Annotated in this window: 15 protein-coding genes; 2 read left to right on the plus strand and 13 right to left on the minus strand. The window is 68.9% G+C overall.

Annotated features, from left to right (window positions below):
- Positions 1–31: 31 nt before the first annotated feature.
- The 8 genes from ACZ5C2_RS12625 to ACZ5C2_RS12660 all read right to left on the minus strand — a co-directional run bounded on the left by ACZ5C2_RS12625 (position 32) and on the right by ACZ5C2_RS12660 (position 7,320).
- Positions 32–997: a hypothetical protein gene (locus ACZ5C2_RS12625; RefSeq protein WP_386497674.1), complete on the minus strand. Its 966-nt coding sequence runs from the start codon at positions 995–997 to the stop codon at positions 32–34.
- Complete coding sequence (locus ACZ5C2_RS12630) at positions 975–2,093, minus strand: DUF3696 domain-containing protein (protein WP_386497671.1); 1,119 nt, start codon at positions 2,091–2,093, stop codon at positions 975–977. Before ACZ5C2_RS12630 ends, ACZ5C2_RS12625 begins: the two co-directional genes overlap by 23 nt.
- Complete coding sequence (locus ACZ5C2_RS12635) at positions 2,090–3,256, minus strand: DUF262 domain-containing protein (RefSeq protein WP_386497668.1); 1,167 nt, start codon at positions 3,254–3,256, stop codon at positions 2,090–2,092. Before ACZ5C2_RS12635 ends, ACZ5C2_RS12630 begins: the two co-directional genes overlap by 4 nt.
- A 45-nt stretch (positions 3,257–3,301) precedes the next feature.
- Positions 3,302–5,050: an ABC-three component system protein gene (locus ACZ5C2_RS12640; protein WP_468789412.1), complete on the minus strand. Its 1,749-nt coding sequence runs from the start codon at positions 5,048–5,050 to the stop codon at positions 3,302–3,304.
- Positions 5,050–5,295, minus strand: coding sequence for an ABC-three component system middle component 6 (locus ACZ5C2_RS12645; protein ID WP_384713803.1), 246 nt, complete (start codon positions 5,293–5,295; stop codon positions 5,050–5,052). Before ACZ5C2_RS12645 ends, ACZ5C2_RS12640 begins: the two co-directional genes overlap by 1 nt.
- Position 5,296: 1 nt before the next feature.
- Positions 5,297–6,250, minus strand: coding sequence for an ABC-three component system protein (locus tag ACZ5C2_RS12650; RefSeq protein WP_407111340.1), 954 nt, complete (start codon positions 6,248–6,250; stop codon positions 5,297–5,299).
- 121 nt (positions 6,251–6,371) lie between these two features.
- A complete protein-coding gene (locus ACZ5C2_RS12655; protein WP_407111339.1) occupies positions 6,372–6,791 on the minus strand; it encodes a restriction system modified-DNA reader domain-containing protein in 420 nt (139 codons plus the stop codon).
- Positions 6,792–6,876: 85 nt separating this feature from the next.
- Positions 6,877–7,320 carry an ATP-binding protein gene (locus tag ACZ5C2_RS12660; RefSeq protein ID WP_407111338.1) on the minus strand — a complete coding sequence of 148 codons (444 nt, stop codon included), beginning with the start codon at positions 7,318–7,320 and terminating at the stop codon, positions 6,877–6,879.
- A gap of 163 nt (positions 7,321–7,483) precedes the next feature.
- Between ACZ5C2_RS12660 and ACZ5C2_RS12665 the strand changes: the two genes are divergently transcribed.
- Both ACZ5C2_RS12665 and ACZ5C2_RS12670 read left to right on the plus strand, forming a co-directional pair.
- Positions 7,484–8,326, plus strand: a complete 843-nt coding sequence (locus ACZ5C2_RS12665) for a helix-turn-helix domain-containing protein (RefSeq protein WP_407111337.1) — start codon at positions 7,484–7,486, stop codon at positions 8,324–8,326.
- The gene (locus tag ACZ5C2_RS12670; RefSeq protein ID WP_407111336.1) at positions 8,323–8,526 is read left to right on the plus strand and encodes a DUF397 domain-containing protein; all 204 of its coding nucleotides are present in this window, start codon (positions 8,323–8,325) and stop codon (positions 8,524–8,526) included. Before ACZ5C2_RS12665 ends, ACZ5C2_RS12670 begins: the two co-directional genes overlap by 4 nt.
- Before the next feature lie 18 nt (positions 8,527–8,544).
- Here ACZ5C2_RS12670 and ACZ5C2_RS12675 read toward each other — a convergent pair whose 3' ends face one another.
- From ACZ5C2_RS12675 to ACZ5C2_RS12695, 5 genes are all read right to left on the minus strand, one after another.
- Entirely contained in the window at positions 8,545–10,380 is a 1,836-nt protein-coding gene (locus tag ACZ5C2_RS12675) for a hypothetical protein (RefSeq protein WP_407111335.1), read from the minus strand.
- A 97-nt stretch (positions 10,381–10,477) separates the two neighbouring features.
- Positions 10,478–14,896 (minus strand): Eco57I restriction-modification methylase domain-containing protein, encoded by a 4,419-nt coding sequence (locus tag ACZ5C2_RS12680; RefSeq protein ID WP_407111334.1) that lies wholly within the window; start codon positions 14,894–14,896, stop codon positions 10,478–10,480.
- Entirely contained in the window at positions 14,893–18,168 is a 3,276-nt protein-coding gene (drmD, locus tag ACZ5C2_RS12685) for a DISARM system SNF2-like helicase DrmD (RefSeq protein ID WP_407111333.1), read from the minus strand. Before drmD ends, ACZ5C2_RS12680 begins: the two co-directional genes overlap by 4 nt.
- A 159-nt stretch (positions 18,169–18,327) precedes the next feature.
- Positions 18,328–20,043, minus strand: a complete 1,716-nt coding sequence (locus ACZ5C2_RS12690) for a serine/threonine-protein kinase (RefSeq protein ID WP_468789418.1) — start codon at positions 20,041–20,043, stop codon at positions 18,328–18,330.
- 25 nt (positions 20,044–20,068) lie between these two features.
- Positions 20,069–21,022, minus strand: a complete 954-nt coding sequence (locus ACZ5C2_RS12695) for a serine/threonine-protein kinase (protein ID WP_386497637.1) — start codon at positions 21,020–21,022, stop codon at positions 20,069–20,071.
- Between the last annotated feature and the right edge of the window lie 53 nt (positions 21,023–21,075).

Below are 21,075 nucleotides of genomic sequence, written 5' to 3' on the forward strand. Positions count from 1 at the left end.
AGGCGACGCCGATCATGTTTCTGACGGCCGGTCACTCGAGGTCGAGGTGGTCGGTGAAGATGCCGATGAGGATGCGGCCACCGAGACGCTGGTCGGGCAGGCTGAAGTGGATCCTGTTGCGGTCGGGCTTCTCCTTGCCGTGCCATTCGCAGCGGTAGGTCTCGTTCTCGTGCTCGACGTCACGCTGCTTCATGATCTTCGGCTTGGACTTGGTGTTGGGACTCTCGGGCGACAGGTTGAGTCCGTGGTTGCCGAGCGCGGCCTGTATGGCCCTGGTGTTGCCCGGGTTGGCCGTGTAGGCGTCCCGGAAGTGGTCGTGCACCACACCGAGGACGGCGACGACCCAGTCGCGCATGACGAGGTAGGAGCCGTCGAACTTGTTGAAGGTCAGGGAGTCCGCGAAGACCAGTTCGGGGAAGGCCTCGCGGGCGCGTGCGAAGAAGTCGTGCTCCGTCACGTTCTCCCGGCGGAAGAGCTCTCTGAAGAAGTCGGGAAGCGCGGACGGGTCGCTGAAGAAGTACACGGTTGCCTCGACCGCGGCCGCCGACACCTTCCGCCAGCCGCCCGGGGCTTCGCTCCGGGGGAACACCAGGCATCCGACGGTGCTGCCCTCACCGGTCCGTACCAGGGCGTACCCGAGCGACCAGGCCATCTCCCTGGTCGTTCCGTCCAACTCCACCTCGCCGGGTAATCCCGGCAGATCCATGTCCCAGATCGGGCAGCGGTCCATCAGGCTCTGCATCCGCAGCCGCGCGTCCCGCCCCGCCTTCGGCGGTGCGCCCTCGTAGAGCACCTGGTACAGCTGTTGCCCGTCCGCACACTCGGTCTCGGCCCACCAGGGCGACACCGCGACCGGACGGGTCGTGCCTAACTCGGCGAGCGCGTCGCTGAAGTCGTCGAGCGCGTCGGTCAGCTGCTCCTCCGTGAGCCCCCGGAAGTCGAAGGACGACTCGTCCACGACGAACCGGTACGGCTCACCTCCCCCTGCGCCTGGCACGGGCCAGCCTCCCGAGGTCGTGCTCGATCTGGTCGAAGAAGCCCTTGGGCCACTCGGTCAGCTCACCGCTCGCGTGGAAGTCGATCGGGACGGTGCCGACCTCTTCGTCGCCGAAGTAGTGGATGACGCCCGCCTCGGGGTCGAGCACCCGGTCGTCCGCCACCGCGAGGCGTGCGCCGTTGAGGACATGGTCACTGTGGGTCTCCACGACGACCTGGACGCCGCTGCCCGCGACCCGGGCCAGGAAGCGGCCGAGCTTGGACTGTCCGCCGGGGTGCAGATGGGCTTCCGGGTTCTCGACGATCAGCAGATCGCCGGGGCGGGTCAGGAGTCCGGCGACGATGACCGGAAGGGCGTACGAGAATCCGAAGCCCATGTTGGCCGGCCGGATCGCCTCACTGAGCAGGCCCGGTTCCTGGAACCGGATGGTGCTCGCGGTGATGCCCGGCGGCCACTGGGCGTTGATCTTTATCGGGCGGATGATGTCGGACGCCCAGGTCTCCACCTGGGTCCGCAACGTGGTCACGCCATGGGTGGCCTCCGTGCTCGGGTGCTGGAGCTCCTCGCGCACGGACCGGGTCTCGTTGAGGGCCAGCACCTGCGCCGTGTACTCACCCTGGACGCCCACGCCGATGAGGTCGGGGTGCTCGGCGGAGACTCCGAGCTGGTCGCGCGGCCCGAGGCGTTCGGCGCACAGATAGGTGAATCCGCAGCCGCGCAGGGACAGCTCGGGCGGACCGTCGGGCGTGCCCTTCGGGACCCGCAGGTACAGGGCCTGCTCGTCCGGCACGTGAAGGCGGTAGGTGACCGCCCGGCCGGCTGTGTCGCTCTCGAGCCCGATCTCGATGCATGAGTCGGGGGCATCGGGATGCAGGACCTCGGACGCCTCGCCGAGCGCCAGGCCGTACGGCCCGTTGAGCTGGACGACGCCGCCGCCCCCACCGGGCGCCTCGGCGAGCTGACGGGCGAGCAGCAGCGCCTGGATGGTGGTGCTCTTACCGGTTCCGTTGAGGCCGGTGAGGATCGTCAGGGGACGCAGCGCGAACGACGCGTCGGTGAAGCGCTTGAAGTTGCGGACGCGTAATGAGGTGATCACTTGCCTGCCTCTGCGGCCTTGGCCGCTTCCTCGAACCGGTATTTCACGCGGCGCAGCCCGCCGGTCGACGCGGTGATGGCTTCCAGGTAGGTGTAGTCAGCGGTCATGAGCCTGCGGGCGGCCTCGACGATCGCGTCGCGCCGCTGCTCCAGGTCCTCCGGCGCATAGCGGGCGAGAACGATCGACCACGTCTCGAACAGCGCGCGGTTGATGGGGTTCTTGCCGTTGATCCCCATGGGCCATTTACGGAACGCGTACTCGCCGAACAGCAGCCGGGCGTTCTTCATCGCCCGGTCGAAGTCGGCCATCAGCCGCTCCGCGCGCTCGGTGGGTACGGCCCGATCGTCGTCCAGCAGGGTCGTCGTGTGCTGGAGGAAGGGGTCCATGGCGGAGTACTTGGCGTATCCGTCCACCCCGAGCAGCCAGAACCCGGCGAACCTCAGCGCCATCTCGCGGTCGTTCATACGAATGTGGTTGCGCCAGTTCGTCGCCCGGTTGAACTCGTCGGTCGACGTCATGCGCTTGAGGATGTCCCGGCTGCGCTTGTTGCTCATGCAGTGGCGGATCTCCTGCGCGTTCAGCGGCGTGCCGCCGGTGTTGATGCGCTTGAAGATGTCGTACATGACGTCCGGCGGCGTGGTCGGGTCGATGACGTGCGCCATGATCTGGGCGTTGTTGATCCGGCGCTTCCACGGAGCGGGCAGGTCCTCGAAGCGGGCCCCCTCCACCACCGTCGTGAGGTACTCCACGCCCTTGAGGGCGAAGCCGGACTTCTCGCCGCCGCGCACGAAGTCGTAAATGGTCGACAGCCGCTGCAGTCCGTCGACGACGCGCATGGCGCCGTCGGCGTCCTCGGCGAAGTAGAAGGCGGGCAACGGGATCTGGAGCAGCACCGACTCGATCAGGCGTGACTTCTGCCCCAGCTTCCACACCCGGCCGCGCTGGAAGTCCGGCGCGAGCTCCAGCGTCCCGTCCTCGATCATGTCGAGGGCGTTGCGCAGCGAGAACTGCTTACTGTTGACCCTGATCTGTTCCGGTTTCCAGGGCCGGTCGATCTCGGGCGGCGAGGTGTCGCTCTCGCTCTCCTCCTCGACGTCCAGGCCGCCTTCGACGGAGTACTCCTCCTTGATCTGCGACAGGTCTGTGGTCTCCGGGCTCGTCATGGAAGTGATCGTAACCGGCGGGGCGCGCCGTTGTGAGGGTCCCGCTCAGAAGCGGAAGCCGAAGAGCCCGCCGTCGTCGTACCGGTCGTCGAGCCGCACGCTCAACAGGTGCGGCGAGGCGTCGAAGCCCAGGTGCTCCGCCTTCTGGAGGTCGTCGGAGTTGAGGGTGGCGATGTACTGCATGTCTTCGCGTTCCGTCACCTCGGCGGCCAGCTCCAGGGCTCTGCGCACCTGGCGGGCGTCGACGCCGTCGAAGAGGTGGCTGTCGTGCACCAGGAAGTCGGGTCCGCGGCCGTGCCGGTGCGCGACCACCGCGGTGGTGAGGTCGAAACAGAAGATCACCATGTTGCCGATGCCGCGGCTGTCGTCGCTGTCCACATGCGGAACGATCTTGAGGCTGCTGGGGCCCGCGTCGAACTCCAGGTAGGCCAGACGGCCGGGTTCGTAGAGCCGTTGTGCGAACTCGGAGAAGAGCACGGTGGCCTCGTCGGTCTGCCGGACGCGTTCGTCCAGGTCGCCCTTCAGCGCGGTTTGGAGCTGGAGACGCTTCGCCTTGATCTCCAGTGCGCCGGCTTCCAGCGTCTGCGCCGCCTCGTAGCGGTGCCGCAGCGCCTCGACGAACGCCTGCTTCTGTGCGAGAGCCTGCTGCAGGGCGGTCAGAGCCTCCAGGGCTCCGCCCTCGTTGAGCGTGTGCAGCACTCGCTCCAGTTCGAGGCCCAGTGTCTGCCGCTCGACGGCCCGCTGTGCGAGCCGCGCCTCGATCGCCTGGATCTCCTCCGCGAGATAGCGCCTGCGGTTACGGACGATCGACTCGTGGAAGCCCTTGACGTCGGTGAACCGCCGCTTGACCTGATCACCGAGGAGGATTCCCAGCTCACGGTAGACGGGCTCGAGGTAGCGCACATCGTGGTCGGTCGCCTCCGCCACGGCGGCCTTGAGGTCGGACAGATTGCGCCGGTCGACGGCGTCCTGGGCATTGGCCGAACGGATCCCGCGGTCGATGTCGTCGGCCCGGCGCTTGAGCTCCTCGTACTGCGGCACGACGCGGAAGGCCTTGACCTGTTCCTCCAGGCGCCGCACCTCCTCCTCGGCGATGGTGATCTGGCCCCGGAGCTCGGACGTGCTGCCGACGATCCGCCCCCACACAGGGTCGTTGACGGCCTGCCGCAGCTGACGCCGGGTCGCCTCGCGCGCGGAGATCTCGCGGTACCCGGCGGCCAGCTTCCAGTCCAGCCCGAGGAGGTACGCGAGGTTGGCCGCGGCGTCCGCCTCCGGCTGCTGGCCGTTGGTGCGGGTCGGCGTGTTGAAGGCGTGGCTGGAGACGCGCCGGATCAGGAAGGACAGCATCGTGCGGCCGCTGAGCCCCTTTTGCTCGCCCCGCAGGCCGAACAGGTTCTCCTCGATGAGTCTCGTCCACTCGACGGTGGCGATCTCGACCGGCCCGCCGACGGAGAAGATGGCGTCGGTGTCCGGCTCGGGCCGCTGGTCCAGTAGTACGGTCTCCGGCCGCACCCCGCGACGCCGCACGGTGAGCCGGCCGCCGTCGGCCCCGGGCCAGTCGAGCTCCAGGCCGAAGAAGATCTCCCGCAACTGCTTGCGGGTGGCCACATGCTTCTTGTCGGCCCGTGCCCCGAGCAGGAAGTGCAGCAGCTCCACCATGCTGGACTTGCCGGTGCCGTTGCGGCTGTCCTTGTCGCTGGAGTCCGCGGCGGTCTCGGCGACGAGGAGGTTGAGGCCAGGGCCGAAGTCGAGGCTGCGGAACCGCGGGTCGTCGGCGGTCAGTCGGCGCAGCATCAGGGCCTCCGGGGCATCAGCAGATCGTCACGGAGTTCAACAGCGCCGAGGGCGTGCAGGACATCCAGCGCGAGCACGAACCATCCGAAGGAGACCGGAGAGCGATGGCCGAGGGCGAGGCGGCGGTCCTTGAGCCGCGCCCAGGCCTGGCTGACGGTGAGCGGTCCGTCGAGTTCCTGGAGGATCTGGGCGCCCACGGTGAGCAGCGCGCGGTCGGGGCTGATGCCCTTGGTCGGGGTGAGCATGTCAGTTCGCTCCCGATATCCGCAGCGCGTCGCCGGACGTCCAGCCGTCCGGCGGGTTGTCGAAAACATGGCAGCGCTCGAAGAAGTAGGCAAGCACCACCCAGCCGGCTTTGAGCTGTGCCAGATGCTGGAGGCGGTTTCCGTGGATGTAGAGCTGGAGGTCGAGCAGTACGTCTGCGGGGTCGGTGTGCCGCGCCCGCGAGGCCCGGTACTCGCCGGTGAAACCCGCGGCTACCTCGTCCTCCTCGAAGGGGTCGTTCAGGCCCGCGTAGTACTCCGCGACCAGCCAGGTGTGTCCCATCCCGGTGATGAGCTCGTCCCTCTCGTCACCGATCACCCCATTGAAGTCGATCTTCTGCTCGTTGACCGGGTCGAGGGCCATCAGGGGGTTGGCGGTCCGGCGGCGCTCCTTGAGGTTGTCGAGCAGCCGGGCGACCTCGTTCTCCATGCTGATACCGAAGACCTGTGCCTCGATCGGTATGTCGCAGCCGAGCAGGTCCTCCACGACTTCCCGGGGGTGCGGTAATAATTCCGCCCACAGCCTCCTCGGGCCGATCTGCTCGAACCCGATACCGGGGTGGTCGTTGCGCGCCTCGGCCAGGCAGGTGGCCAGCTCGGGGTGGACACCGTGCGGGTCGTTGTGGACGAAGACGAACGTGCTGAACTGCCCCGGTCGCTGGCGGAGCGCCGACTCCAGGTCCTTGCGGAACTTCTTGCGGATGTCGGCAGCGTTGAAGGCGTAGGGCGCGTAGCAGGCGTACAGCTTCTCGGCATGCAGGCTGAGTCCGTCGGAGCCCTGGTCGCCGAGCCAGCCGTAGGTGCGGACGTCGACGAAGTCCGGATGGCTGACGCACATCAGGTTGTGGAAGAACGTCTCGAACGACTCGCCGTGCAGGTCGGCCAGTTTCTCCCGGAACTTTAATTTGGCGTACGCCCGCTGCGCACCACTGTCCATGATCCCCCACCCCTCGTGCACTGCCCCTGGCCACCGTACGGACCGCCCTTACCGACGACGCTGTCCGCACCCTTCCCTGCCGGGCCGCGCCCTCTTCCTACCTACCCACGCCGCACTGCGGTCAGAGGTCCGTCAGACGCACGCCATCCTCCGTGCACCACACGCGCATCCCGCTCTGCTGGTTGCCAGCGATGACCGCGGCGGCCCGGGACGGTGTACCGAAGACCCGCAGACCTTCGACCTTCAGGTTTCCGTTGCCCAACACCTCGGCCCGGTACTCCCGCCGGAGGTTGCGACGGTGCCACACCAGCCGCTGACCGGCCTTCAGACGGCCGTCCTCAAGGAAGTCGGCGAGCCCGTACTGCGGAAACCCCACCTCGCCCTGATCATCGGCCTCCGGATCGGCAGATGTGCCGCCGGAGGCCGGGAGGTCGAGCTTGAGAAGCTTACGTAGAGCCGAGTTGGGTGTGTCCACGAGAGGCTCGGCGAGCGCCTGAAGCGCCTCGAACACCTCGTCGTCGATCCGGATCGTGCGCGTCACACCGCTCCCCCTGTCGGCACCTGCAACATCGTGACAGTCGAAAGCGTAATGGTAAGTGCGGTGCTCGGTATCGAGAATGGCGATTTCAGGCCAGAGTCAGGGCGAGCTCCGCCCAGACAGTTTTGATCACGGGATCGTCGGCCGTCCAGCCCCAGTCGGCCGCGAGGGCCTCCACGAGCAGCAGGCCCCGTCCGCCCTCCGCCTGGGGAGGCGGAGTACTGAGGGTGCCGGGGCCCGGCGGCAGCCGGTCGGGGCGGGTGTCGGACACGGTGATGCGGAGTCGGCCGGTTGTGGGCACGAGCGCCAGGGTGAGACGGAAGTCCCGGCCCGGGGTGCGGCCGTGGGCGATCGCGTTGGCGGCGAGTTCCGCCGTGACGGCGCCGGCGTCCTCAATGACGGGCGCTGCGTGCGGGACGCCCCAGCCGAGGAGTTGGCTCACTACGAGGCGACGGGCGAGGCGGGCTCCGCGTGTGGTGGGGCTGAGCAGCACGGTGAACGGATGGACGGGGGTGACGGTTTCTACATTCACAGGGTGACCGTCTCGTCACTCTGCATAACTGAACAGGGAAGTTCGGCGTACCCGGGCTCGCTGTACGGGTCGCGTACGGGCTTGTACGGGTCCGGTCGCGTGTCCCGGGGCGGGCGGGCCGGGTTGGTTGGGGCAACTCGCAGATGTGGGGACGGTGGTGTGAATGGCAGCCCGCCAGCAGAAGAAGCCGTGCGGCAACAACAACGACGACAAGCCGGCGATCTGGGCCGGTTACGGCAAACTGGTCAGGCTCTTCCGCGATAAGGCGGGGCTCACGCAGCAGGCACTGGCCGATGCCGTGCAGTACTCGTACGAGCAGGTCGCCTCCATCGAGCAGGGCCGCCGCCCGGCGAAGGCGGCGTTCACGGAGGCGGCGGAGAGGGTGTTGGGGGCGGGTGGGGTGCTGGCCACCCTCCAGGACGAGGTGGAGCGAGCCAAACTCCCCTCCTTCTTCCAGGACTTCGCACTCATCGAGACGGAGGCGGTCAGCCGCTTCTCGTACGACCCGCTGCTGGTTCCGGGGCTGCTTCAGACGGAGGAGTACGCCCGGGAGCTGTTCGCCGGGCACTGCCCGCAGCTCAGCGAGGAGACGGCCGAACAGCATGTGGAGGCGCGGCTCAACCGGCAGAAGCTGTTGACACGTACTCCGGTGGCTGAGCTGAGCTTCGTCATCGGAGAGGCGGCGTTGCGGAATCCGCTGGGGAGCGCGACGGTGATGCGTGAGCAACTCCAACACCTGCTCCAGCAGGGACAACTGCGCAACGTGGAAGTGCAGGTCATGCCCACGGTTCGGGGCTTCCACCCTGGGCTGAACGGACCGATGGTCGTGCTGGAGACGTTGGAGCACAGGCAGGTGGGGTATTTCGAGTCGCAGGGAGTCGGGCTGGTGATCTCCGATGCCGCAAAGGTAAGTTCGCTCGGGCTTCGGTATGGCAAGCTGCGGTCGCAGGCCCTCAACACCGAGGAGTCGGCGCGACTCATCGAGCGGATCGCAGGAGAGCTATGACCACCGCACACTCAGGCACCGCCACACACCTGTGCTGGCGGAAGAGCAGCTACAGCGGGTCCGACGGCGGGGACTGCGTCGAGGTCGCCACGGCGTCCGCGACCGTGCACGTCCGGGACTCCAAGAACCGCGCCTTGCCTTCGATCAGCGTGGGTGCGGAGCAGTGGGCCGCGTTTATGGGGTTCGCAGCTGACCAGTAGGCGGAAGAAGGGGCAACATCATCCCTTTCCGTTGCCCTCCTTCGCCCAGGTGATGTGCCGGATCAGTGCGTCGGCGTAGTACTGGGCCGGCTTGCTGTCCGGTGCCCCGTTCACGCGCCCTGACTGGCTGCCGCCCACTCTCACCTTGCGCTCCCACTCCTCCGCCTGAGCGACGATCCGACGCAGACCTCGCCCCTTCGCCCCCTTGACCTCGGGAAGGACCTCCTTCGCGTGGATCAGAAGCGCGCGGACATGGGAAATCGTGGCCTTGCCAGTGCCCTTGCCCGCCTTCCCGGCCACCGCTGGGAAGGGCAGGCGGGGAGGTGCCTCGCGCTGTGGTGATCCGTACCGCGCGAAAGCGCGGATCCTCTCCTGAGCGCACCAGCGCCTGAGCGGATCGCCGTGCTCGGCTCGGCCGAGGCCGAGTTCCTCCAGGACCTCGGGAAGATACGGCAACGGTGCCCCGCCGGGCTGCCGGACGAGGACCGTCAGATACGGGTGTCCTCTGCCCGGCATCAGGTCAGCCTTCACCAGCAGCTCGATGCGGTCGGCGGTGGACAGTCGGTCCAGGTCGAGCCCGGCCACAGGAGCCAGTCTCTGCCAGGTCGTCGTCACGCGACGGCCCGCCTCCAAGAGAAGTGCTTCCCGGACTCGGGCCGCGGCGTCCCGAAGCTCGTCCGCCACGACGAGCGGCACCACGGTGACTGGTTCCGGGTCCGGCACAGTGGGTTCCGGCGCCGGTACGACGGGCGTCTCGGATGGTTCAGGCACCTCTGTCACTACAGGCACAGGTGACCACAGTCCCGTTCGCTGGGCTTCGTGCGCGTCGAGACGTATGAACTTGTCCCCCTGGAGTGCCCATTGGGCGCCCGTGGTCGTGTCCGGCTCAGTGACAAGCAGGCGTACCGAGCCGGTGAACCGGAAGACGTTACCGGTGGCAGGAGGTGGTACGTCGTCGGGCAGTGAGAGCAAGGCCTTGACCATGCGGCTCTCGGATGGCTTCACATCGGCGAGGACGAGGTAACGGCCGTCTTGGGAAAGGTGGTCCGGGGCATCGGTGACTGGTTCCTGGGACGACACGGCGAACGTCGGTCCGCCAACGACAAGGAAGCCCGCCGGCTTGGGCTTGGGGCGGCTGAGCCGGATGGGCTCGACCGCGGGGGTCAGCAGGCCGCCGGGAGCAAGGGTGCAATCCTCCAGCGGGGTCCAGTCGATGCGGCGGTCCGTGCCTTCCGCGCCGATGTGGACTCGCCGCTCGGCGCCGTCGGTCTCGCAGCGCACGCGCAGGCAGTAGCCGTGACGGCCCAGCATCTCGCGGGTGAGGGGGCTGTCGTGGGCGAAGACCCAGTCGACGGTGTCGACGTCCTCGCCGAGTTCTTCGTCGGCCCGCTGCCAGGCCTGGAAGTCGAGTCCACGGGAGAGGTGGAAGCGGATGCGCTGGCGGGTGCCGGGGATGTGGATGTCCAGGGCATCGCCGGGACCGCTGCCGAGGTTGCGGAGCTGGGCGCGGCTGGGCAGCTGTTGCTTGTCGAGCCAGCGGGTGACGCCGTGCTTGATGAAGAGGTGGTCGGCGCTGTCCTCGCCGTTGCGTGTGCGGAGGCAGACGGGGCGGGAGCCGTCGGGGTCGGGGTGGTGGGCGAAGTGGCAGACCCGGCCGTCACGGCAGAGCCGGTCGGCGAGCTGGCGTCCGCAGCCGCCCAGTTGGACGCCGCACCAGTAGCTGTACCGGGGATGCCGACGACGGTGAACGGCGAGATCGTCGGGGTCCGTGGGGAGAATGATCGGCTGCTCGGAGTTCTTGTGGCCGATCACGGCGGTCTGGACGAGCCGCGTGTCCTGCGAGAACGAGACCATGGGCGGTGGCTCCCGATCCAACGACGGGTGGGTTCGATTGTGGGGCGTGGCGGCACCGCTTGTTGAGCGGTGCCACCACGGGTGTGTCAGGGGTAGCTCAGAACAGGGCATTCTCCGGGGGGAAGAGCCCGTCGTCATCGAAATCCTTACCCGTCGCCTTGCCGGCCAGCCGCTCGGCCTTCTTCCGCCGCGCCTCGGCGGAAGGGGGCGGCATGTCCGGATGCTTCTTCGGCTTCTTGTGGAACCCGAGGTAGACCTCGTCGGCGTAGGCCTGGTGGTTCAACTCGCGGAGACGGTCCAGAATCTCGGTCCGGACGACAAGACCGATGGTGTAGCGGGTTCCCTGATCGGTTTCATGAAACCCGTGATCGAGCCCTCCCTCGGCTTCGAGAAGGTCATCCCAGCCGTAGGCCTTCACGGTGGCGATGTCAATCTCTCGGTGAATGGACCGAAGCTCTTCGATCGCAGGATCTCTACAAGATGAGCTATGAAAGAGGTTGTACGTATCCGTCAGGCCAAGATTCCGACGCGACATAAACGATCCTCGGGCCTCTTCTACCCGGAGCCCAGCGCAAAAGAGCTCATCCGTCAGACATGCCCTTACGAAGGTTTCGAAGCAGCGCTCGGGAGCATACGTCACAGATGCGGCAACCCCGTGTGACGTCTTATTGAGATCAGCCCACCAGTAGTGAACCGAACTCGTCAATAGAGCAAGAAATGCAGGCGAATCCTCAACGAAGACAACAAGCTTTTCATGAAATACCTGACGGCAGTCCACTCTCACTGGAATCAGTGTATCACTGACCCGAGCCATTACCACACATTGCTCAAGCTCTCCATTCAGGATCGCCGCTCTCAGCTCTACAGCTGGCCTTGTGAACCGCCACCAAATCTCACGTCTACTACGATCGCTATTCTGAGCACGCTTCGGCTTTACCTCACGAACGACCTTGTCATAAGCCTTTGGATAATCTCGCGCCCTCACCTCATCCCAATCATGGAAATCAATAACCCAGCGAGCCGCTTTATGCCTAGGGTCAGAATTGACGTCTTGACCACTGACATACGGGAAAAGAACATCTTCATATAGAGGATCTTCGGAAATCCAAGACTTCGCCATATCCTCGCTCAGAGTGAACCCGAGACCCAATACATTGGACCCCTGAAATGAGAATCCGGAGTTACCGTCAAGCGGCTCCACCCATGCCGAAACCCTCGATTTGGGATTCAGGGAAGCCGTGATTCCCGATTTCACTGGCATGCCGTTAAGGACGGCTGAAACGCCGACAGGGATCTTCTCCTTACTGGTCCAAACCGCACAGAAAGACAAGGATGCCGACTTCGATGGCCACTTACAGCTCTTGATGGCTTGCCTAATCTCGACGCCGCTCCGGACTAGTTGCTCCAAACCGATTTCGCGACTGTCCCCCTGAGCAAGTTTGTCCGTCGCAATCAAACCAGTCTGCCCACCATCACATGCGAGCTGGTGAGCACGCAGCTCAAAGTAGGCCACAAAATCAGCTTGCCCTCGCTGCCCGTGGGCAAGCCCATCAATCAGATACTCGCGATATGCATCCCCCATTGCTTTCGCGATCTTCTGGCTGCCAAGGAACGGCGGATTTCCCACCACCGCATCGAACCCGCCCCCCTCAAACACCTCCGGAAACACCAGTGGCCAATGCACCGGCTCCCGCACGAACCCGTCGTCCGGTTGGTCCGTCACCAGCCACTCCAACGCCCGGTCCCGCGCCGCCTGCACCGCCGGGTCCGTGTCGCGGACGTTCTCCCCCGCCGCGTCGCCCGCGAGATTCGCCGCCTCCGAGAAGGTGCGGGAGCGCACCGCGTCGCTGCCGCCGGCCGAGGCGAGACCCGCGCCCGCGACCAGGTCGCCGATGAGTTCCAGCCGGGCCGCGCGCTGACGGGCCCGGCGCAGGGCTGAGCGCTTGCGCTCCAGGCCGTCGATGTCGTCGCCGTTTATCGCCGCGATTGCCCGGCGTTCCGCCGCCACCTGCGCGACCCGGCGCCGCGCACCCTCCGTCCAGTCGAAGAGGGCACCGGTGTGGAGTCGGCGGCCTTCCTTCGGGTCGAGGTGAACGGTCTCCAGCTGCTCCAGGTTGGCGATACCCAGCAGTGCGTCGCCCGCCACCAGGCGGTCGTCGAGGAAGGTGAACGGCCGCTCGGGGTCCATGGAGACCAGCCACAGCGACAGCTTGGCCATCTCCACCGCGAGCGGGTTGATGTCCGCGCCGTACAGGCAGTGCTCGATGATCTCGCGGCGGGCGCGGATCACCAGCGGGTCCGCCTCGGCGTCCACGGCCGTCACCGCGTCCACGGCGGTCGCCGCCCGCGTCGCGCGGTAGGCCGCGTGCTCGGCGTCGTCCCGTTCCGCCCGCGCCTCGATCAGCCGGTCCGCGAGGTAGCGGCACGCGGCGACGAGGAAGGCGGCCGAGCCCATCGCGATGTCCGCGACCTTCAGCCCCAGGATCTCCTCGGGCGACTTGAGCTTCCACTTCTTCTTGTCGCCGGTCTGGAGCGGCCCCGGCTCGTACACCAGCGGCTCGAGCGCCCCTTCCACGACCTCCTCCGCCAGCGACCGGGGCGTGTAGTGGGTGCCGGTGTTCTTGCGGAGGGCGGACTCGGTGACGTACAGGGCGCCCGCGTTGATGATGGTCGGGTAGCCGCGCAGGTCGGCACGGATCAGGCCGTAGAACGGCAGCAGCCGCTGGGTGAGGTCGCGGTCGCGGCAGGCAGCGAAGAGCTGGAGTTCGGCGTCCCTGCGCTCGCCCTCCCCCAGCGGGGCCAGTGCCTTCTCGGTCGCGTTCACCGTGCCGATGCCGGGCTTGGGGTCCTTGAACGCCTCCACCACGGCCTTGGCCAGGCCCTTGAGGTCCGGCTCCTTGCCGGCTACCGCCCGCGCGCCGACGCCGAACGGGGCGGCCAGGCGCTCCAGTTCGTCGAGGGCGACCTCGTTCTCCTTGCCTAGGGGGCCGATCAGGCCCACCGTGGTGTCGTCGGCGCGCCGGCCGTCGTAGGAGAGCAGGCCCTCGTACACGTAGCCGATCTGTTCGACGTCCAGGGCGCGGAAGGTGAGCTTGCGGCGTTCCCCGGTCCGCTTCGACGGCCGCTGGGCGTCGGCGGCCAGCTGGCGAGCGGACTTGGCGCGCTTGTCGCCGCCGATGGTGACGTACTGGACGGAAGCCAGCATGTGCAGCACGGTGCGGTCGTCGATGGGCAGCAACGGGAGCGGGGTGCCGTCGCCGTCGGGGGCGGGCATGCCCTCCAGCCACCAGTACGTCATCGGGTCGAAGATCGAGCCGTCGTAGGCGGGGAGCTGGAGTTCGGGGTGTTCCACTCCCCCGTACACGGCGTGGAAGAGGGCGATCAGCCGGTGCCAGGCGGCGTGGCTGTAGTCGAGGGAGCTCTCGCCCTGCGCGTCGGCCTGGGCCTCCAGTTCGGCGCAGAGGCGTCCGGCCGAGTAGGAGGTGGCGTAGACCTCGTTGTCGGCGGGGAGCAGTCCGCGTTCCTCGGCGAAGAGGAGGAAGACGACACGCATCATCACCGCGACCGAGCCCCGGTAGACCTGGGCGGCGGTGACGCCCTGGGCGTGCAGTCCGGGTGCGCCGCGTTCCATGGCGCGGGTGTCGGCGCGGCCGACGGCGTCGACGAGGAGTTCGACGGCCTGGCGGACCTGGACGCCGAGGGCGTCGGTGACGTCCTCCTGGTTGTCGAGGCTCTTCTTCAGCAGCGGGACGAGGGTCTCCTCCTCGGGGACGGAGAAGAAGCGGGAGCGGCGCAGCAGGGAGACCCAGGCGCGGACGACGTCGCGTTCGGCGGCGGTGTTCCAGTCGACGGTGTCGAAGACTGCGGTGGTCGTGACGCCGCCGACGGGTGCCCAGACCAGGCACCACCAGCGGCCGTCGGTGACGATGCCGAGCGGGATGTGGTGGTGGCGCAGCAGGCGGGCCAGGCGGTCGGCGGGGGTGGCGGACCAGGTGGTGCCGTCGGTGTCCTTGAGGCGGGCGGTGGGGCGGGTGCCGGGAGGCAGGACGGTGCCGAGGATCCGGGTGCGCTTGGCGGCGGCCGGGACGCCGGGTTCGGCGGTCAGGTCGGTGCCGGGTTCGACGAGAGCGAAGTCGGGCCGCAGTTCGGTGTCGTGGTCGGGGACGGGCAGGGTGAACAGGTCCAGTGCCGCGTCACCCGCGTCGGTGCCCCGGGTGACGAGGGCGTCGCCCCACTCCAGCAGGTCGCCGAGGAGGTGGGCGATCCACTCGTCGCGGCCGCCGTTCCGGTCCTTCTGCCAGGCGGCGTGCCGGCGTGCCAGGCGTTCGCGCTGCGGCTTGTCGAGCGCGTCGAGCTGCGGCCAGGCGGCGAGCAGCACCGGCAGGGTGAGGAAGGGGCCGGAGACGTCGACGAGGTTCAGCCAGTCCAGGTGCTGCCTGCGGCCGTCGTTGGCGTGGGCGATGGCGGCGGCGACACCGCGGTTGCGGCCATTCGCCGTGGCGGGGCGGGGGCTCATCGGACGGCCTCCTTGCGGGGGATGACGAAGACGACGGCGACGGGGAAGAGGTGGTCGCGGGGATCCTGGTAGCGGGCCGCGACGGCGGCGAGTTCGCGGTCGCGTTCGGCGGGGAGGTTCTCCACACGGCGCTGCCAGCGGTCCCGGTCCTCCTGGTACTGGCGGTGTTCGACGGTGGTCAGTTCGCGGGTGCCGAACATGGCCATCTGCTCGCCCTCGCCGTCGCCCTCCTCGCGGAGTTTGGCGCGCAGGGTGTTCTCGAAGCGCTCGAAGGTGTGCCGGACGCGGCGCTTCTCGTCCTCCTGGCGCTGTTCAAGGGCACCCAGGAGGCCGTCGCGGCGGTCCTTGGCGCGGGCGCGCAGCGATTCGTAGAGGGGCTGCTGGAGGCGGCGGGACCAGGCGTCGGCCAGCGGCCCGCGCAGGTGGTCGGCGGCCGGGCGGCCTTCGGTGAGGGCGCGGTGCAGGGTCTGGCGCTGGGTGTTGACGCTGGCCCAGCGGCGGAACCGGCCGGTGTCCCCGAACCAGCCGCCAGCGTGCAGGATCTCCTCGTGCAGGCGGACACCGTCCGCGCCGACCAGGACGTAGCGGGCGTAGGCGCTGACGAGGGTGGTCTCCAGGGCGGGGTCGTCGCTGACGACGGCGGTGACCCGGTGCAGGCCCACGGTCTCCGAGTTCCAGACGGCGGCGCGCAGCAGCCGGGTGGACATGGCGACCAGCGGATGGTTGAGGTGCGCGAGGACCACGTCGTCACGGCCCTGGGCGGCGACCTCGGCGTCGAAGGTGACGGGCCGCTGCTCCTCAGGGCGGAGCTTGTGGGCGAGCCCGCGGGTGGCGCGCTCCCAGGAGCCGGTGAGCGGCGGGACCTCGAAGAGGGAGTCGGTGAGGTCGGGGACGGAGGGGTCGTCGTACCAGTCGGCGAGGTGGGTGGCGGTGTCGGGGCTGGTGCGCAGCGGCTGCTGGCGGTCCAGGGCGAGGGCGGTGTCGACGACGCGTTTGATGTTGGCGGGGGTGAGGCCGAGTTCGTCGACGGTCTGGCCGTACTGAGCGGTCAGCCGCTTCACCTGCGCGGTGACGTTCTGCTCCGGGGCGACGGTGCCTCCGGTGACACGGCCCTTGATGGGCCTGGCCTTGGCGTTCTCGATGTCCACCGGTCGCTGGTCACCGGTCATGCGGCGCTGGACGGCGTCGGCGATGACGGCGTTGACGGAGCCGAGGTCCTCCTCCATCCGGGCCACCTTCCGGGCGACGCGGGAGAGGAACTCGAGGTCGGCCTCGTACGACCCGGCGGCGGCGGTCTTCCAGCCGGTGCCGACGAAGTGGCGGATCTCCGGGTCGTGCTTCTGGCCCCAGCGGTCGACGCGGCCGATGCGCTGTTCCAGTTTGTTGGGGTTGAAGGGGATGTCGTAGTTGACCAGGCGGAAGCAGTGCTTCTGCAGGTCGATGCCCTCGCTGGCGGCGTCGGTGGCGAGCAGGATGCGGACCGCGCCCTCGTCGGTGGCGGGGTGGGCCTGGAAGCCGAGGCGGACCTGCTCGCGTTCCTCGGTGGACAGGCCGCCGTGGAGCTGGGCCACGCGGCCGCCGTCCGTCATGCCCTCCTGGCGGAGCAGGTCGAGCAGCCAGCGCTGGGTGTCGCGGTACTCGGTGAAGACGACGACGCGTTCGTTCTGCCACATCCCGCCGGGGCGGCAGACCGCCTTGAGGTAGTCGACGAGCGCGGCGGCCTTGGAGTCGGCGGCTGCCTCGTGGGTGAGGGCCCAGCGTTCCATCTCTCGCAGCAGGCCGCTCTCGTCGGCCTCGGGGTCGCCGGTGAGGCGGGTGGAGAGGCCGAGGGCGGTGTCCTCCTCGGCGGCCAGGTCCTCGTCGTCCAGGTCGGCCGTGTAGTCGGCGAAGTCGTCGAGCCAGTCGGGGACCTCGGTCGCCGCCTGCCGGGTGCGGCCGGCCGACTCCTCCAGGCCGGTGAGATACACCTGCACGGTGCGGGCGAAGGCGGCCGGTGAGGAGAACAGGCGCTTCTTCAGCAGCAGGGTGACCAGGTCGGCGGCCTTCCTGCCGCCGTGCGCCTGGGGCGCCATGCGCTGCTGGCGCGACTCGGCGAACCGGCCGAGGAGTTCATGGACGCGACGCTCCTCCTCGGTGTACTCGACCTCGATGGTGCGGGTGAGGCGGGTACGGAAGTAGGGGTTGCCGTCCTCGTCGGTGATCGCGGACTTGAGGCGGCGTACGACAGTGTCCTTGAGGGCTTCCTTGTCCGGCTCCATGCCCCGGGCGAAGCGCTGGTCGTCGATGAGTTCGAGCAGGGCGGTGTAGGACTCCGGATAGCCGTTGTGCGGGGTCGCGGAGAGGAAGAGGCGGTGCTCGAAGTGCGGCACGAGGCGGCGGATCAGCTTCGTCTGCTGGGAGTCCACCGCGTAGATCTGCTTGGGTGCGGCGGGGGCGACGTGGTGGGCCTCGTCGAGGACGAGCAGGTCGAAGAAGCGGCGGCGGGACGCGGCGCCGCCGTCGGCCTCCGCAGCGGGCCCGGTGCCGGTGGCGATCACCTCGTCGAGCAGGCGCTGGGCCTTGGCGCCGCGCAGCCACGGCAGTGAGACGATGGTGTGCGGGTGGACCCGGAAGGGGTTGGCCGAGGTGCCGTGGGTGCGGCGCAGGCCGGCGCAGAGCGCCGAGTCGACGATGGTGAAGTCCAGGCCGAACTTCTCGTGGAGCTCGTCGCGCCACTTCAGGGTGAGTCCGGCCGGGCAGACGACCATGATCCGGTGGGCGCGGCCGCGCAGCAGCAGCTCCTGGGCGACGAGCCCGGCCTCGATGGTCTTGCCGAGGCCGACGTCGTCGGCGAGGAGCAGGTTGACGCGGGGGGCGCCGACGGCGCGGGAGACAGGTTCGAGCTGGTACGGCTCGACGGCGACCCCGGAGCGGAACGGCGCTTGGAGGGTGCGTACGTCGGCGGAGGCCACTGCGGACCAGCGGACGGCGTCGAGGAAGGCGGCGAGGCGCTCGGGCGGGTCGTACTGTCCGGCGGCCGCGTCGGGGAGGGAACCGGCCGGCAGGACCCGGCGTCCGGGCTCGACCTCCCAGACGACCGACAGCGTCTCGCCGTAGCGGCCATCCGCGACGGACTGGAGCCGGACGAGGGTGTGGCTCCCGGCGGGGCCGGACGGTTCCACCTCGGAGACCACCCAGTTCTGGCCCCGGACCTCGACGAGCCGGCCCTCGGCCGGCAGCTCCGTCTCCGCGGACGCGGTCCCACCGCGCCGTGCCCTCGTCGCCTCAGCCACGTCCTCGCCTTCCCACCCGGTACGCCTGGAACCACTCAAAGCATGTGAAGGAGGGACATGCGTGGTGCCAGGGCAACCCTAAGGCCCGGCGCGGCCTTGCTCGACCCCCCTGCGTACCCTATAGCTCATCCATCTCGTTGACTATGTACACAGAGAAGTTCATCGATCCGCCAGGCGGTCGAGGCGCGCGATGAGAGCGGCCGCTTGGCCCCGCAGCCGGTGCTCGGCCGGGAACACGGAGGCCGGCTCGTCGCACAGCGCCTTCAGCTCGGCCCTGGCCAGCTGCACCTCACCCGCGCCGGCGTGCAGGACCGCGATCCAGTAGCGGGTGTCGATCACCTCGGCCGCCGCAGGACCGAACACGGCGCGCAGGTGCGGCAGCAGCGCCTCGTACTCGACCAGCGCCTCGGCGGTGCGCCCCAGCTCCCGCAGACAGCGAGCGGTTCCCGCCCGGCACATCAGGACGTACGGGTCCCGGGCCGGGCGCTTGGAGCGCAGGGCGGCGCCGAGGGAGAAGTAGCCGTCGTACGCGAGCTGCAGTTCGCCCGCGAGACGACGGTAACCGAGCAGCTCGATACGGTCCTTGAGGAGCGTGGGATCGGTGGCGGGCAGGTCCGCCGCCGACAGCAGCGCGTCGAGCTGGTCGGCCGCCTGGGCGTAGCGCCCGGCCGCCGCCAGTTCGCGCACCGTCTCCCGCGGGTCCTGCGGGCTCCCGTCGGCGGGGGCGGGTGCGGTACGGGTGGGGGCATCCGGAAGCACACGGGGCGGGACAGGCGTACAGGGCGGGGGCGGTGCGGACGGGCGGCGTGGAGCCGCGGTGACGGTGGACGACCGTACGGCGTCGGCAGGCGCCGGCCGTGGCTTGAAGAGGCGCTCCAGCAGGTCGGTGGAGGGCTTGGGGGCGGGCTGCCGCCGCGGCACCTCCGTGCCGGAGGAAGGCACCTGGGCGTCGCAGCGCAGGGCGTAGTGACCGGCCGGGTCGTACCACGCGGGTGGCCAGCCGCCGACAGGGGCGAGGACCGGGTGGGCGTGGGCGGGGGCGCCGTCCCGGCCCGGGAGCAGAGGGGCGACGGCGCGGAAGATCTCCTCGGCCCGCTCGGGTCGCTGCTCCGGGTCCTTGGCCAGGAGCCGTTCGACGAGCGCGGTGAACTCCGGCGGGGCATCGGGGCGACGGTCCGCGAGCGGCGGCAGTTCACGTACGGCGTGCAGGTAGAAGACCTCCTGTGGGCTCCCGACGAACGGCGGCTGCCCGGCCAGAAGCTGGTACAGCACACAGCCGAACTCGTAGAGGTCGCTGCGGGGGGTGGCACGCTGGCCGTTGAAACGCTCGGGCGCGATGAACCCGGGTGTCCCGATGGGTGAACCTGGCCGGGTCAGCACGGGCTCGTCCGGATCGGGTTCCAGGACGGCGGCGATACCGAAGTCCAGCACCTTGACCTGCCCTTGCCGCGTCACCATCAGGTTGGCCGGCTTGAGGTCCCGGTGGACGACGCCGAGCCGATGGGCGTAGGCCAGGACCTCACTGACCTGCGCGGCGATTCCGGCGGCCCGGGCGACGGGGTAGGGTCCGTCCGCCTTCAGCAGGTCGGAGAGGGTCCGGCCCTCGACGAGCTGCATGACGAGGAACATCCTGCCGTCCTCCGACGTCCCCATGTCGTAGACCGTCGGCACGGCGGGATGCTCGAGGCGGGCGGTGATACGGGCCTCCCTGCGGAAGCGCTCCTCCGCCCGGCGTCGCGCGTCCGGAGCGGTGGGGGGCCAGACGTACTTGACGGCGACCTTCCTGTCCAGCCGTGTGTCGTAGCCGCTCCAGACCTCGCCCATCCCGCCTTCGCCGAGCTTCTTCGCGAGCTCGTACCGCTCCGTGCTTCCCACCGGCACTCCGCGCCCTTCTCCGCCGTCATCCGCCTGCGGAGATCCTGCCATCCATCGGGTAGGGACCGGACGGGATCAGGAAAGGCCTGCGGGCGTCCTCCGGCCGGTCCCGGCCGCCCGCGGATCCCGCACGTTCCGGGCCGGGCAGATGAGGCACCAGCAGCCGGTAGACCTCGGCCGCGTCCGCGGGGCGTTCACCGCGGTCCTTGGCGAGAAGCCGGCCGACCAGTTCCTGGAGCGAGGGGGGAACGACGACACCGCAGTCGGCCGGCGTGGGCGGCGGCTCGTGCAGATGCCTGCCCGCGAGGAGGACCGGCGGTTCCGGCGGGAACGGCGGGGCGCCGGTGAGCATGTGGTGCAGCAGGCAGCCGAGCGCGTACAGGTCGCTGCGTCCGTCCAGGTCGCTTTCACCGCCGAGGAGTTCGGGAGAGGCGCAGAGCAGGTTTCCGACGCCTTCGCCGGTGGCGGTGAGACGGGCGAGGACATCGCCCATGAGTTTCACCAGGCCGAAGTCGAGGATCTTCACCTGCCCGTCCTTGCGGACCATGATGTTGTCCGGTTTCAGGTCCCGGTGCACCAGTCCGGCACGGTGGGCGACCGCCAGTCCGCCGCACAACTGCGCGGCGACCGCCGCGGCCTCCTGCGTGCCGAACGGCTCCCCCCGTTCGGCGAGCAGGTCGGCGAGCGTGGCCCCTTCCACCACCTGCATGACCATCCACAAAGTGCCGTCCTCATCGACTCCCAGGTCGTGCACGGTCGTGATGGCCGGATGGTCGAGCCGGGCCGCGGCCCGCGCCTCCCGTTCGAACCGGGCCCTGCGCTCGGCACGGCTCGTGGCACTGCGCTCGGGCAGCGCGATCTTGACGGCGACACGCCGGTCCAGCTCCCGGTCCACGGCCTGCCATACGCTGCCCATGGTTCCGGTCCCTAGCGGAACCGTCAGCTCGTAGCGTCCGCCGAACCGTTTTCCCGCATGCACGTGCGCATCCTTTCCGGAGCTTGCTCTCGATCGTGGTACCCGTAACGTGCGTG

It is taken from the genome of Streptomyces sp. NPDC031365 (genome assembly GCF_055569765.1).